Annotated in this window: 14 protein-coding genes; 7 read left to right on the top strand and 7 right to left on the bottom strand. The window is 58.3% G+C overall.

What is annotated here, in order from left to right; all coding sequences use genetic code 11:
- The first annotated feature begins 100 nt into the window (after nucleotides 1–100).
- The 7 genes from ACR0A1_RS02175 to ACR0A1_RS02145 all read left to right on the top strand — a co-directional run bounded on the left by ACR0A1_RS02175 (nucleotide 101) and on the right by ACR0A1_RS02145 (nucleotide 6,864).
- Nucleotides 101–1,117, top strand: coding sequence for a Gfo/Idh/MocA family protein (locus ACR0A1_RS02175; protein ID WP_480866059.1), 1,017 nt, complete (start codon nucleotides 101–103; stop codon nucleotides 1,115–1,117).
- On the top strand, nucleotides 1,114–2,115 hold the full coding sequence (locus ACR0A1_RS02170) for a Gfo/Idh/MocA family protein (RefSeq protein ID WP_480866058.1): 1,002 nt from the start codon (nucleotides 1,114–1,116) through the stop codon (nucleotides 2,113–2,115). Before ACR0A1_RS02175 ends, ACR0A1_RS02170 begins: the two co-directional genes overlap by 4 nt.
- Entirely contained in the window at nucleotides 2,112–3,164 is a 1,053-nt protein-coding gene (locus tag ACR0A1_RS02165; RefSeq protein ID WP_480866056.1) for a Gfo/Idh/MocA family protein, read from the top strand. Before ACR0A1_RS02170 ends, ACR0A1_RS02165 begins: the two co-directional genes overlap by 4 nt.
- Nucleotides 3,161–4,342, top strand: coding sequence for a mannonate dehydratase (gene uxuA / locus ACR0A1_RS02160; protein ID WP_480570501.1), 1,182 nt, complete (start codon nucleotides 3,161–3,163; stop codon nucleotides 4,340–4,342). Before ACR0A1_RS02165 ends, uxuA begins: the two co-directional genes overlap by 4 nt.
- Before the next feature lie 224 nt (nucleotides 4,343–4,566).
- Nucleotides 4,567–5,457 (top strand): NAD(P)-dependent oxidoreductase, encoded by an 891-nt coding sequence (locus ACR0A1_RS02155; protein WP_480866054.1) that lies wholly within the window; start codon nucleotides 4,567–4,569, stop codon nucleotides 5,455–5,457.
- Nucleotides 5,458–5,468: 11 nt separating this feature from the next.
- The gene (locus tag ACR0A1_RS02150) at nucleotides 5,469–6,332 is read left to right on the top strand and encodes a sugar phosphate isomerase/epimerase family protein (protein ID WP_480866052.1); all 864 of its coding nucleotides are present in this window, start codon (nucleotides 5,469–5,471) and stop codon (nucleotides 6,330–6,332) included.
- Nucleotides 6,333–6,444: 112 nt separating this feature from the next.
- Nucleotides 6,445–6,864, top strand: a complete 420-nt coding sequence (locus tag ACR0A1_RS02145) for a secondary thiamine-phosphate synthase enzyme YjbQ (protein WP_170511753.1) — start codon at nucleotides 6,445–6,447, stop codon at nucleotides 6,862–6,864.
- A gap of 30 nt (nucleotides 6,865–6,894) precedes the next feature.
- Here the strand turns inward: ACR0A1_RS02145 and ACR0A1_RS02140 are convergent, their stop codons facing one another.
- From ACR0A1_RS02140 to ACR0A1_RS02110, 7 genes are all read right to left on the bottom strand, one after another.
- A complete protein-coding gene (locus ACR0A1_RS02140) occupies nucleotides 6,895–7,665 on the bottom strand; it encodes an SDR family oxidoreductase (protein WP_170612569.1) in 771 nt (256 codons plus the stop codon).
- Nucleotides 7,662–8,702 carry a zinc-dependent alcohol dehydrogenase gene (locus tag ACR0A1_RS02135; protein WP_480866049.1) on the bottom strand — a complete coding sequence of 347 codons (1,041 nt, stop codon included), beginning with the start codon at nucleotides 8,700–8,702 and terminating at the stop codon, nucleotides 7,662–7,664. The genes ACR0A1_RS02140 and ACR0A1_RS02135 overlap by 4 nt, the downstream gene beginning before the upstream one ends.
- Nucleotides 8,699–9,799: a mandelate racemase/muconate lactonizing enzyme family protein gene (locus ACR0A1_RS02130; protein WP_223117812.1), complete on the bottom strand. Its 1,101-nt coding sequence runs from the start codon at nucleotides 9,797–9,799 to the stop codon at nucleotides 8,699–8,701. Before ACR0A1_RS02130 ends, ACR0A1_RS02135 begins: the two co-directional genes overlap by 4 nt.
- Nucleotides 9,799–10,794, bottom strand: coding sequence for an ABC transporter permease (locus ACR0A1_RS02125; RefSeq protein ID WP_170403549.1), 996 nt, complete (start codon nucleotides 10,792–10,794; stop codon nucleotides 9,799–9,801). Before ACR0A1_RS02125 ends, ACR0A1_RS02130 begins: the two co-directional genes overlap by 1 nt.
- 3 nt (nucleotides 10,795–10,797) lie before the next feature.
- The gene (locus tag ACR0A1_RS02120) at nucleotides 10,798–11,775 is read right to left on the bottom strand and encodes an ABC transporter permease (protein WP_480866047.1); all 978 of its coding nucleotides are present in this window, start codon (nucleotides 11,773–11,775) and stop codon (nucleotides 10,798–10,800) included.
- Nucleotides 11,760–13,295, bottom strand: a complete 1,536-nt coding sequence (locus ACR0A1_RS02115; RefSeq protein WP_480866045.1) for a sugar ABC transporter ATP-binding protein — start codon at nucleotides 13,293–13,295, stop codon at nucleotides 11,760–11,762. Before ACR0A1_RS02115 ends, ACR0A1_RS02120 begins: the two co-directional genes overlap by 16 nt.
- A gap of 67 nt (nucleotides 13,296–13,362) precedes the next feature.
- On the bottom strand, nucleotides 13,363–14,337 hold the full coding sequence (locus ACR0A1_RS02110) for an ABC transporter substrate-binding protein (protein ID WP_170396129.1): 975 nt from the start codon (nucleotides 14,335–14,337) through the stop codon (nucleotides 13,363–13,365).
- Nucleotides 14,338–14,387: the final 50 nt, after the last annotated feature.

The raw sequence follows: 14,387 nt of genomic DNA, 5'->3' as shown, positions 1-14,387 counted from the left end.
CTGCCTCCGATACTGCTGCCCGCAATTGTTAACACAGTTTTTAATGGTTGCATCTTTCCCGTTCGAACCCGCAGACTGACCGTGTGATCCGGGGGAATGAATGAATATTGCGCTGATTGGTTTGGGGATGGTTTCAGGCACGCATGTCGCTGCCATTCAAGCATCGGATCAAGGCCTCAGTCTTGCCGGCGTCCTCGGGCGCAACTCTGAAAAAGCAGCTGAGTTCGCGCGGCGAAACGGCACCCGCGCATTCGGCTCGATCGAGGAAATCGCAGACGACCCAAACGTCGACTTTGCGATCATCGCAACACCGCCCGATCAGCGCTCAGAGTTGGTTCGGGTTCTTTCGAGCGCTTCGAAACCGATCCTGTTGGAAAAGCCCATCGAGAGAACGCTGGGCGCCGCGACAGCCATCGTCGAGCAGTGCGAGGTTTCTGGTGTGCCGCTGGGCATCGTCTTTCAGCACCGCGCCCGCGCTGCCTCGCATGCGCTGAAATCAGCCATTGAACAAGGTGAGCTGGGCGCGATCGCCACGGTGGAGATCCGTGTCCCCTGGTGGCGCGATCAGAGCTACTATGACGAGCCGGGTCGCGGCACTTATGCGCGCGACGGAGGCGGTGTCATGATCTCGCAGGCAATCCACACGCTTGATCTTGCGATGTGGCTGCTGGGGCCGATCTCGGGCATTCAAGCCATGATGAGAAAAACTCCGTTACACGTTCTCGAAGCTGAGGATTGGGCAGGTACAATCTTTGAAATGGATAACGGCGCAGTGGGCACTATGATGGCGACTACTGCCGAATATCCCGGGGCCGCTGAGTCCATTACCATCCAAGGCACACGCGCCAAAGCGCATCTGGAGTCAGGTGTCCTGACCTTAACGACTTTCGATGGTCATAAATCCACGGTTGGCGAAACGTCCGCCACAGGCGGAGGGGCCGATCCCATGGCGTTCACCCATGCTTGGCATCAGGCGGTCATCGAGGATTTCGCCAAGGCTGTTGCCGATGGCACGCTGCCCATGGCCACCGGACGCAGTGCCCTTTTGACCCACGCCGTCATAGACGCGATGCAGATCGCCAATCGAACCGGCCAGAAAACACGAGTCATCTCATGAGACTGACCTGCGTCGCCCTTGGCCTGGACCACCGCCATATCTATGGCATGACGGAAAACATGCGTAAAATCGGCGTGGACTGCGTTGGCTACTGGACACAAGGCGATCCGGAAACGCTACCGGGCTACGTCAAAAGGTTTCCCGATATTCCGCGGCTGGCCCGACTGGAAGACGCCCTAACCAGTGGGGCGGATCTGGCGCTGATTTCGGCAATACCGGCAGATAGGGCCGCGTTGACGATCCGCGCCATGCAAAACGGCATGGATGTCATGAGCGACAAGCCGGGCTGCACGACGTTCGAGCAACTCGACCAGATCAAGCGAGCTGTCGCCGACACCGGTAGAATCTGGTCGGTGAATTTTTCCGAACGATTTGAAACGCCCGTCAGCACCCGGGCGACCGAGTTGGTCGAGTCCGGTGCCATCGGTCGCGTGATCCAGACGGTTGGGCTTGGCCCGCACCGATTGAACCGGGCAACCCGGCCGGATTGGTTTTTTCAGCGTGACCGCTATGGCGGCATTCTGACCGACATCGCCTCGCATCAAATCGATCAGTTCTTGCACTACACAGGTTCGGAAACCGCAGAAATTACAAACGCCTATGTGGCGAACTACGCAAACCCCAAAGATCCCGGGTTGCAGGATTTCGGAGAGCTCAATCTGCGCAGCGAGAATGGTACCGGGTACATCCGGGTTGACTGGTTCACGCCGGATGCCTTGCCAAACTGGGGGGATGGTCGTCTGACGATCCTCGGAACCGAAGGATATATCGAGTTGCGGAAATACGTCGATGTGGGTGGCGCTTCAGGGACAGACCATCTGATCCTCGTCAATGGTGAAACCTGCCAAAAGATCGACGCAGCCGACGCCGGCCTTCCCTACTTCGCGCGCCTGGCCGATGACATCCGCAACCGGACCGAAACCGCGATGACACAGACCCACTGCTTTACGGTCATGGAACTGGCACTGCACGCGCAGGAAATGGCGGAACGCAGATGATCAACGTTGCGATCCTTGGCGCAGGTATAGGTGCGCAACATCTGGACGCTCTGGAACGGCTTGACCGCACCTTTCGCGTAGCCGCCGTGGTCGACCAGAATACGGACCGGATCGAACAGATACGGCAGAACTCGGATTTTCGAGCACTAACCAACATTCAGGACGCTCTTGATGATCCGGCGATTGATGTCATCGACATCTGCCTGCCGCCCCATCTGCATGTACCGACCACCCTTGCAGCACTGGCCGCAGGAAAACACGTTGTCTGCGAAAAGCCTCTTGCGACCTCGATGCAAGATGTGGATCGGATCACGGCAGCCACACGCAGCGCGGGCAAGCAGGTGTTTCCGGTGTTTCAATACCGGTGGGGGCCGTCACTGGCCCAACTGCGCCACCTGCAACGCGCAGGCCTGACCGGAGCGGTCCAAACTGCCGCGCTTGAGACCCATTGGTCCCGCGGGGCAGACTATTACGCTGTGCCGTGGCGGGGAACATGGGCTGGTGAACGCGGCGGCGCAGTGCTGGGCCATGCCATCCACAACCATGATCTGCTGGCTCATATCGCGGGTGATATCGCCTGGGTGTCTGCAATGGCCACAACGCGGGTCAACCCGATCGAGACCGAAGACTGCGCCGCGATCTGCTTTGGCATGACTTCCGGAGCTTTGTGTACAAGCAATATCACCCTGGGCGCCGCCACGGACGAAACCCGCCTGCGGTTCGTCTTTGAAAAGGTGACCGCCACCTCTGGCACGGAACCCTATGCCCCGGGTCAAACGCCCTGGACATTCGTCGCGCGGGACCCGGTGGACCAAGCCGCTATCGACGACGCCCTTGCAGCCTCCGCTGCCGAGCCAACGGGGTTCGAAGGGTTCTTTACCGAAGTCGGCAGGGCGCTGCGGTCCGAGGCAAATTCGGCCGTTACGCTGGAGGATGGCGCTGCATCCATCGGCCTTGTGACAGCGATTTATCACGCGGCGCGCACCGGGCAGCGCGTTGCTCTTCCCATCAGGTCCGATCACCCGCTTTATGAAGGATGGCTGCCATGAAACAATGCTGGCGTTGGTTCGGACCCGATGATCCGATCGCCCTTGCCGCTCTCCATCAAGTCGGGGTTCAGGGCATCGTCACCGCGCTGCATCACATCCCGCCGGGACAGCCCTGGGACGAACCAAGCATCGCCGATCGGCAAGCAGTTCTGGCTACTGCCGGGTACAGTTGGGACGTTGTCGAAAGCCTGCCCGTTTCCGAGGCGATCAAAACACAGTCCGCAGACATGGCTGAACATCTGCAGGCGTATAAGTCCAGCCTCAGGTCCCTGTCCGCCCGTGGCATCAAAATCGTTTGCTACAACTTCATGCCAATCCTGGATTGGACGCGCACCGCCCTTCGCGCACCGCAGCCGCACGGCGGAACGGCCATGCTGTTCGACCTGACCGATTTTGCTGTTTTCGACATACATATTCTTGAACGTCCGGGCGCGTCCGAAGACTATTCCAGCGACGTCCAGCAAACGGCCAAGGATCGCTTCTTGCGCATGTCGGATAAATCCAAGGCCCAGTTGCAGCATAATGTCACAGCGGGGTTGCCCGGCGCCAACGATCAGTGGAGCGTGCAGGACGTGCGCGCTTTGTTGCAGACCTATGCACATATCGACCGTGACCGGCTTCGCGCAAACCTGATCGACTTCCTGTCAGAAGTCGCCCCAGTCGCCCAAGAACTGGAACTACGCTTGTGCTGTCATCCGGATGATCCGCCGTTCTCGTTGCTTGGTCTGCCGCGGATCATGTCCAGTACCGATGACTACGGCGCCGTTCTGGATGCGGTTGATTTGTTGGCGAACGGCGCAACGTTGTGTACCGGATCGCTGGGAGTGTCTCCCGAATTTGATGGGCCGGACTTCGTGCGCAGGCATGGCGACCGAATTCACTTTGTCCATCTGCGGAATACCAAACGCATCGCCGGATTAGACAGCCAGAAACCGGACTTCTTTGAGGCCCCGCATCTGGAGGGCGACACCGACATGGTCGGCACCATTCGCGAACTGATGAACGAACAGCGCCGCCGCAAATCCCAAGGGCGTTGCGACTGGCAAATTCCGATGCGACCCGACCACGGACAAGAACTGCTGAGCGATCTGGGCGGACACAGTACTCCCGGCTATCCGTTGATCGGGCGTATGCGCGGGCTTGCGGAACTGCGCGGCATCATGGCGGCGTTCTCGTAACGCGTCGGATCAGGCGGTTTCTTTTCGCCCGCAACACTTCTTTGCTTGCCTGAGCGCCGCATTCTTCGTTTAATTGCTATACGTAAACGGGCAGCGGGGTGTCTTCCGGACTCGCCCGACGTCTGTACAAGACGCGTGAAACTCCCGCGAAAACCGATGCGATTGGGCATCATTTTTCGAAACGTCTGCCATACGGCAATGGCGAAATATCGGGAGGAGTCCAAATGAAAACTGCAGGCGTAATAGGTCTTGGCGACATGGGCAGCGGCCTTGCCAAGAACCTGATCAAGAATGGCTTCGAAACATCAGGTTTCGACCTGAGCGAGACGCGCATGACGGCATTTGCTGACATGGGCGGCCGGCACAAGGACAGCGTGGGACAGGTCGGTCGACACGCCTCCAGTGTGTTTGTCATGGTGATGAACGGAGATCAGGCCCGCGATGTCATTCTGGGTGAAAACGGGCTGGTTGCGAACATGGCCAAAGGCGGAACGGTCATCCTGTCGGCGACCATTACCCCGACCGAAGCCCGCGCCATCGGGCAGGATATGGAAGGCTCGGGCATTAACTTAATCGACACGCCGGTCTCAGGTGGGTTTCCCGGCGCGCAGAACGGCACATTGACGATGATGGCTGCCGGTGCTGCGGATGTGCTGGACCGAAATGCAGAAGTCATGAAGGCAGTGTCGGCAACAATTCATCGGGTCGGCGAAAGCGCTGGCGACGGGCAAACCGTGAAAGCCTGCCTGCAATCCCTGATCGGATCGATCTTTTCCGCCACATTCGAGGCTGCGGCCCTGGCGGCCAAAGCCGGTGTCAGCGGTCAGGCATTACTTGATGTGTTCTCCTCATCCAGCGCGGGGTGCGGCGTCGTGAATTCCGCCCTTGAAAACATCATTGATCGCAAGTTCGAGGCCACCGGCAGCCATATCGCAACCATGCACAAGGATCTGACGATCTCGCTGGCACTCGCCGGTGCGTTGGGCGTTCCAATGCACACAGCATCATCCGCTATGCAGATCTTTCACGCAGGAAAAACCAAATACCCGAATGGTGACAACTGGGTGTGTACTCGCGTCATCGAAGAAATCGTTGACGCAGAATTGCATCGCTGAGGGGACCGGACATGAAATTGGGTGTAATTTGCGACGGCATTTCCAGCGATCTGCGGCATGCCGTGGACGTGATGGACGAGTACGGCCTGGACTATGCAGAGCTTCAATTCGTTGGCGATGCGGAGGTCGGGGATCATTCCCCGCAGCAAATTGCCGAGATCGACGCGCTTTTGCGCGACCGGGGCAAGCCTGTGTCATGTCTGTCGCGCCATATCTTTGCGGGGATGACAGCTGCCAACAGGCCCGGCGACGACCTGCACACTCGGCATATGGACGCCTTGAAACGCGTAATCGACATGGCGCATGTTGTTGGGTCTCCGCTGGTTCGGATCATGACTCAACGAAAAGAGCAGATACTGTGGGGAAAAAACGGCGCCGAGAAGTGGAACGTAGCGCATGGGGTATGGGACTCGATGCCGCCGCTGATCGCGCCGGCGGTTGAACTGGCAAGAGCTGAGGGCGTGACGCTTGTCGTGGAAACCGGAAACGGCACGCTGGTCAATTCCAACTATACAGCCCGAAAGCTGATTGACGAGTTGGACGCCAAAGACTCTTTGAAAGTGCTGTGGGACCCCGGAAACAACTGCTGGTGCCATGAACTGGCATACCCGGACGGTTATGAAGAACTGCGCGGCGGCTATCTGGGTCACATTCATATCAAGGACGTAAAGGTCGACACGCCGCGGGCAACACTGGAAGTGCGCCGCATGGGGGAAGGTCAGCTTGCGCCATTGTTCCAACCCATCGCGGACGCACTCAGATCCGACGGCTATGATGGCGTCATTTCTTTCGAAAGCGTTTATCACCCCGGCAACGGGAATTTCGAAGATGGTTTTCGTCTGTGTGTGGACAGGTTCAAAAGCCTGTTTGCATGAACGTGCAGTCAATATGCGTTCAAAATCAAAAGTTTGACCCCCATTGCTGAATGCCAAATGGGGTGTAGAAAGCTGGGCGCGTTCGCGTGAAATCAAGGAAAGGGCCTGCTGGATGAAGCAAGAGTTTTTCGAGCTGTCGATTGAAACGCCGGGCAAATCCCTCATCGACATCAGCGGGATCGTGCAGCGTGCGGTGTCCGAACACGAATTTGTCTCGGGCCTGTTGACCCTTTGGTGCGTCCACACCGGTGCCGCGCTGTTGGTGCAGGCCAATGCCGATCCCGAAGTGCTCAAGGATATCGAGACGTTCTTCGAGAAACTCGTGCCCAAGTCACCAGGCAAGTATCACCACCGCCCGACCGAGGACGACAACGCTCCATCGCATCTGCGGGCGCTGTTGACGCAAACTCAGGTATCGATCCCGGTCGAACAGGGGCAGCTTCCGCTGGGTCGCGTACAAAGCCTGTACCTGTTCGAACATCGGGAAGCACCCAAGGCACGCCGATTGAAGGTGCACTACATCGGGACGTGATGCCTTGGATCACATGGAGCGTTGGCAGTGCTAACGCCCCATCCAGCCCCCGTCGACTACGAGGATTTCACCGTTGACGTAGTCCGACGCAGCCGAGGCCAGAAAGACCACCGGTCCCGCAAAATCAACAGGCGTACCCCAACGGCCTTGGGGTGTTCGTTCCAGGATCGACTTCGACCGAACCGGATCATCCCGCAGGGCTTGGGTGTTGTCGGTCGCGATGTAGCCAGGCGCGATCGCATTCACGTTTACGCCCTGCCCGGCCCATTCGTTGGCCAAGGCTTTGGTCAGCTGTCCAATCCCGCCTTTCGAGGCCGCATAGCCCGGAACGGTGATGCCACCCTGAAATGTCAGCAGCGATGCAGTGAAGATAATCTTCCCCGAGCCGCGCGCCAGCATGTCCTTGCCGATCTCGCGTGACAGAACGAACTGCGAGGACAGGTTCACCTCCATCACTTCGTCCCACCAGTCGTCCGGGTGTTCGGCGGCGGGTTTGCGTTTGATCGTGCCGGCATTGTTGACAAGTATATCAGGGGTTTGTCCGTCGGCCCTCAACTGATCAATGAACCCATGCAGCGCGGCGCGATCCGAAAAGTCGCATTGGTAGGCCCGGAAATTGCGTCCCATCGCCGTCACGGCTTTTTCGACATCCGAGCCAGACAACTCGAGCGAGGCGGACACTCCGATGATATTGGCTCCGGCCGATGCCAATGCTTCGGCCATACCGCGCCCGATACCGCGTTTGCACCCGGTCACAAGGGCCGTCTTTCCCGTCAGGTCGAAACTTTGCAAAACACTCATGAACGCGGTCCTACTTTGATCAGGCTTTTCATTGCGGTTGGGCTGCGATCCAGTGCTTCGAACGCGGCCTGGATGTCTGCCAGAGGGTTGACGTCCGTGATCACAACATCCGCGTCCACTCCGCCCGAGGCGACAACTGCAATGGCTTTCTCGTAATCCTCTGGCTCATAGACCCGAGCACCGATCAGTTGCAGCTCTCGCCAGAAGAACTGGAACAGGTCGATCTGGGGCTTTTGAGCATGGATCGCGACCATTACGATCCGGGCCCGAGTCGCGGCAACGGCGGTCATTGCATCGACACCGGGCTGCGTTCCTGACACCTCGAAAACCACATCTGCCCCTTTGTCGCCCGTGCGCGCGTTGATTGTGGACACCAGATCGGTTTCGATTGGGTTGATCGTGTCAAAGCCAAGTTTTTCAGCAATCGCAAGACGGTTCGGATTCACTTCGGAAATCACGACATTTCCACCCGCGTCCCGCGCAACCATGGCAACCAGGATGCCAATCGGGCCGCCGCCGATAACGACAACGTCCTCTCCAGGTTGCAGGTCAGACAGCCGCACATCGTGGCAGGCAACGGCAACCGGCTCGATCAGCGCCGCGTGATCCATGCGCAAGTCATCCGGCAGAACGTGCAACGTGTGGGCCGGAACAGTCCAGATCTCTTGCATAGCGCCATCGGTGTCGAGGCCGAGAAACTTGAGATTCTGACAGATATGCTGATGCCCCCGCTTGCAAGCTGGGCATTCTCCGCAGTGATCAAGCGGTCGGACAACGACCTTCTGGCCGGGTTCGACCGTATCGACGCCCTCGCCCACCGCTTCGACCACACCTGACATCTCATGCCCAATCACCCGGTTCAGGCCGACGCGGGCATCCATGTTGCCGTGGTAGACGTGCATATCCGTCCCGCAAATCCCACAATAGGCAACACGAATGGCAGCCTCGCCGGGACCCGGATCTGTCGCTTGGGCTTGCTCTACTGCAAAGCTCTTTTTACCCCTGTAGTATGCGGCAGTGATCGTCTGGGTCGTCATCTATGCATCTCCTTGTGTTCCGCATTCAATTTGTCCCAGTCGAATTCCACTCCGGTTCCCGGGGTATCCGGGGCCACGGCCAGACAGTCTTCGACAACTAGTGGACGGGTCGTGTACTGGTCTATCGGGAATGAGTGTACTTCTAGCCAGCCTGCGTTGGGTTGCGCAGAAACAAGGCTGACGTGCAGCTCCTGCATCCCATGACTGCAAACCGGAATGCCGTGCTGTGCGCTTAGCGCGGCCACGCGCAGCCAGCCGGTGATTCCACCGCAGTTTGAGGCATCGGGCTGGACAAAACTCAGTTTCGCGTCATCAAAGGCGTATTCAAATTCGTGTATGGTGTGCAGGTTTTCACCCATGGCAAGGGGAACGCCCGTCGCTTCGACAATCCGACCATAACCTTTGTAATCGTCTGGAATAGTCGGTTCCTCGAACCACAGGATATCGCAGTCGGCGAACCCTCTGGCAGCGACGATGGCCTGTTCGACACTCATAGAGTAATTCGCATCGACCATGAAGAACCGGTCCGGCCCCAGCATCTCGCGCACCGCCCGGGCACGTGCAAGATCGTCGGCCAGGTCTGGTTGACCGACCTTGATCTTGACTGCGTTGAACCCACGCGCAAGGTACCCTTCGGTCTGACGCAGCAGTTTCTCCAACGAGAAATTCAGGTCGATCCCGCCGGCATAGGCCTTGCACCTTTTCGACGCTCCACCGGCCATCTGCCACAATGGCGCATTCTGCGTTCTGCCGCGAATATCCCACAGTGCAATATCCACGGCCGAGATGGCAAACGAGGCGATCCCGCCCCGTGCCACGTAGTGCACGTGCCACTGCATGGCATCGTACAGGCTTTCGATCTGTTCGGCGTCTTGTCCAACAAGGAACGGTGCCAGGTCATGCTTGATCATCGCCAGAATGGCGTGACCACCCTTTCCCCCGGTATAGGTATACCCGACCCCCTCGACCCCATCCGAGGTTTGAATGGTGACCGTGATCAATTGAAAAAACGTGTGATCCCCATGTTTGGCATCGACTAGGACTTCGGCGAGCGGAACGTTGAACAGCCGCGCTGATACACTTTCTATGCGATTCATTAACCTAAGACCTTCTGCTGCCTGGCAATAACCCGAGACTGTAAAAGGATGACCGCAAATAGAAAGCCTCCACGTATGACCATTTGCCAATAGGCACTGAAACTGATGGTGCCCTGACCGTTTTCAAAGTTTAGAACGTTGAAGACCAGCCCCAGCAACAGCGCGCCGGCGACCGTCGCAGGGATCGATCCCATCCCACCCGTCAACAAAGTGCCGCCTACAACCACGGAAGCGATGGCTGACAATTCCCATCCGATGCCTTCAAGGGGTTGCCCAGCTCCAAAACCCGAGGCCAGAAAGACTCCGGCCAGCCCTGCACAGCCACCCGACAGCAGGTAGACAAAAGCCTTGGCGCGATTGACCTTCAGGCCCATGAGGTTCGAGGCATCCTCGCTGCCACCGATCGCCAAGACGGTCCGCCCGATGGTTGTTCTTTCCAGCACCAGCCAAAGTGCCAGAGTCAGTCCGGCCACGATGACGATTGCCCATGGAAACAGGCCAAACGCCTGCCCCATGCCAAGCTTGGTGAAGTTCGACCCCCAATCGACCGAAATTGTCTGGGCGCCCGAAATCACCAATGCGCCGCCTTTTGCGGCCAGCATGGTGGCCAGCGTGGCGATGAAGGGCGGGATCCGAAGGATGATTATGCAAAAGGCGTTGATCGCCCCGAAACCAACCCCGGCAAGAACGGCCCCCGGCAACGCAACCTGAATCCCATACGGGCTGAGATAGGCCGCAACAACCGAGGTAAAGGCCGCCACGGATCCGACCGACAGATCAATCCCGCCGGTCATGATCACAAAACACATGCCCAGCGCAATCGCGATGAACATCGCGTTGTAATTCAGGAAAGACGAGAAATTGTAGGCGCTGCCAAAGTTGTCATAGCGCATCAGCCCGAACAGAATCAAAGCCAGCAGTGCGATCCACACCGTCACCGAGGCCGAATTACGTCGAAGGTATTTTCGCAGGTCAAAAGCCGTTTCATCCAACATCGATTAAGTCCTCCGAAACTGCTGGACCCAAACGGCCAGGATAATGATGACGGCCTTGGCGATCAGTGCAACTTCGTCCTCTACCCCGTTGGCCAACAATGTATATTTGACCAACTGGATGATGACGGCACCCAGTATGGCACCAAAGATCGGCGCTCGCCCGCCTTGCAAAAGAGCCCCGCCAACAACCGCGGCCGCGATGGCATCAAGCTCCATCAGATTGCCGTTGCGCGCGGCGTCCGAGGCCGAGTTGATTGCAACCACGATCAAACCGGCTAGGCCCGCAAGCACCGCGCAGATGACATAGGCCCCGATCTTGACCCGTCGGACGGGACCACCCGACAGATAGGCCGCGCGTTCATTGCCCCCTATGGCCAGCAGGTAACGGCCCCATGTGGTTCTGGTGATCACCCAAAACAGCACACAGGCAATGGCCAGCGCCAGCCAGCCCTGGAACGGCAAACCAAGCACTTTACCAGTTCCAAGATAACTGAATGAAGGGTTTGAAAACGTCTGCAGGTTCCCGTTCGTCAAGACTTGGGCAATACCGCGACCAGAGATGAAGAGAATGAGCGTCGCAACGATGGGCTGCACGTTCAACACGGCAACCATCACGCCGTTGAATGCCCCGCATAGCCCCGCAATGAAAAGCGGCAGGACAATGGCCAAAGTGACGCCTAGCATCGGATTGGCAGCGCCCAGATCCGACAGAAAGATCAGCGGAGCAAGCGCCCCCGCCAGCGCCATGACCGCCCCAACCGACAGATCGATCCCACCCGTGGCGATTACCAGCGTCATCCCCATGGCCACGATGGCGATCGTAGCGACCTGGCTGATATTTACGAACAGGGTTTGCAGTTGCAGGAAATTAGGTGTGAAAAACGCGTTGAACACCAATAGGGCGACCAACGCGGCGATGCCGCCGTGAAAGCGGAAGGGCATTGATGCGACCCGTTGCGGCAACTTCATTGCGCGGTCCATGAACCAGTTCCTTCTTCATGATGCGCAAGCGCGCGCACCAGTATGTTCTCGGTGACTCCGGGGTTGGTCAATTCCTTGACCGAGCGTCCCTCGTGCATGACAACGATGCGGTCAGCGCCTTCCACCAGTTCTTCGAATTCCGAACTAATGAGGACGACACCAAAACCCTTCTCGACATAAGACCGAATGAAGGATTGGATCTCTCGCTTGGCGCCGACATCCACGCCTCGGGTCGGTTCGTCGAGTATCAGGATGTCGGGCTGCGTCGCCAGCCAACGGGCAAGCAGCACCTTTTGCTGGTTGCCACCGGACAGTTCTCGAATGGGTTGGTCCATATGCGCCGCCTTGATGCCCAGATCGTCGATAAAGGCCTGAACGATCTCGCGCTCGCGGGCAAAGTCGATTTGACCACGGCTGGCCAGTTTCGGCAGCAGGGCCAGCGTCATGTTCTCGCGCACGGACATGTCTGGAACGATCCCTTCGGCCTTGCGATCTTCGGTCAGAAAGCCGACGCCGTTTGCGATCGCGTCACCCGGTCCGGACGGTTGACCGACCGTGCCATGCAACTCGATTGCGCCGCTGCGTTTCCCGTCCACTCCGAACAAAGCGCGCGCCGCCTCGGTCCGGCCAGAGCCCAGCAATCCGCCCAACCCGACGATTTCCCCACGGTGGAGCGTGAGGTCGAAATGCGTCAGCCGCGGGCCTGTTGAAACAGAGTCCGCCCGTAAAACGATATCGCCTTTCTTGGCCTTGGCACCTGCGAAGTCCGTCAAACCGTCTGCCGCGATCTCATCCTTGTTGCGGCCCAGCATGTCCGCGATCATTTCCAGTTTGGTCGTGTCCTGGACGTTACGCCTGCTAACGGTGCGCCCATCTCGCATCGTTGTGACTCGATCGCATATTTGGAACAGCTCATCGAGGAAATGCGAAACATAAAGAACAGACACGCCCTGTTTCTTCAACTCGCGCACAACACCGAACAGCACCTCGACTTCGCTGGCATCCAGCGACGACGTGGGTTCGTCCATGATGACAAGTTTCGCATCCAGCGAAACAGCCCGCGCAATTGCAACCAACTGCTGGATCGCTGTCGAGAAATTTCCTAACGGCTCGGTCACGTCGATATCTATGCCAAAGCGCGTAAGCACCTCGCGTGCGCGCCTGTTGCCCTCGCGCCAGTCGACCAGAAAGCCGAGACGTTTGGGCTCGTACCCCATGATGATGTTTTCAGTCACTGACCGCAGCGGTACCAGGTTGAGCTCTTGATAGATGGTGGCAATTCCGGATTCCTGCGCTTCGCGCGGAGTGGAGATGCGGCTCGGCACACCCGCCAGATGAACGTCGCCGGCATCCCGATCGTAAACTCCGGTCAGAACCTTGATCATCGTCGATTTTCCGGCACCGTTCTGGCCGATCAGCGCATGAACCTCGCCGGGCGCGATTTCCAGGTTGGCCTGGCTAAGTGCCGGTACGCCGGCAAACGACTTTTCAATTCCCGACATCGAGACGAGCGCATTCATGAGATGTCTTCCTCCGATTGCTTGCAGGCGGCGCCGACCACAGGCCAGCACCACCCACCAGGGAGAATCAATAGGCTTCGTCGATGTGATCGGCCGCATTGTCCTTGGTAAAGATGCGATCTTCGACTTTCACCCATTCCGGGATCGCCTCGCCAGCTGCGTATTTTTTCATGACTTCACAAGCCAGAGGGCCGAAGAAGGGTGAGCTTTCCACCGTCACCCCCATCTTGCCATCGATAATAGCCTGAAGTGCATCGCGTGTCCCGTCGATCGAAACGATGGTCACGTCCTCGCCGGGCTTGCGGCCGGCCAGTTCCAGAGCCTGGATCGCACCGATCGCCATCTCGTCATTGTGGGCGTAGACCACGTTCACATCGGGGTGCGCCTGCAGCAGGGTTTCCATCACCTGACGACCCAGGTCGCGCGCAAAGTCACCGGTCTGAGAAGCCACGATCTCAAAGCGGTCATCCGCTGCAATCGCGTCGTCGAAACCTTTTTTGCGGTCATTTGCAGGTGAAGAACCAGTCGTGCCCTCCAACTGGACGATGACGCCATTGTCGCCGTCGAAATTCTCCATCAGCCACTGTGCGGCCCGGTTGCCTTGATCAATGAAATCCGACCCAAGGAACGCCACAAAATGCTCGCCCGGCTTGGCAACGGCCGGATCAACCGAGCGGTCCACCAAAAAGGTCGGGATTCCCGCTGCACGGGCCTTCATAACGGCTGGGATCAACGGCTTTTCTTCCCGCGGGGGCAGGAACAGAACGTCGATGCCTTGGGCGATCATGCTGTCCACATCCGCAACCTGCTTTGCCGCAGATCCGGCTGCATCCGTCGCGATAAGGTCCCAGCCGCAGGCCTCGGCCGTATCATGGAATGATTTTGTCTCGGCAATGCGCCACGGATTGTTCGATTCCATCTGCGCAAAGCCGACCTTGTAGCGATCCTTCTGCTCAAGCGGTGGCAGATCCTGCGCGATCACCGTGGTGCCCAACAGCGCACCCGCGACAACCGTCGAGATCAAAAGAGTTCTGCGTTTCATGGTTATTCCTCCTCCATTGGTGCGGTCGCCTCCGTTTTGACCGCGAGTTC

Source organism: Ruegeria sp. D6 (assembly GCF_056534365.1).
The sequence above is the reverse complement of the archived record's forward strand: the minus strand, read 5'-3'. Positions and strand labels throughout refer to the sequence as shown.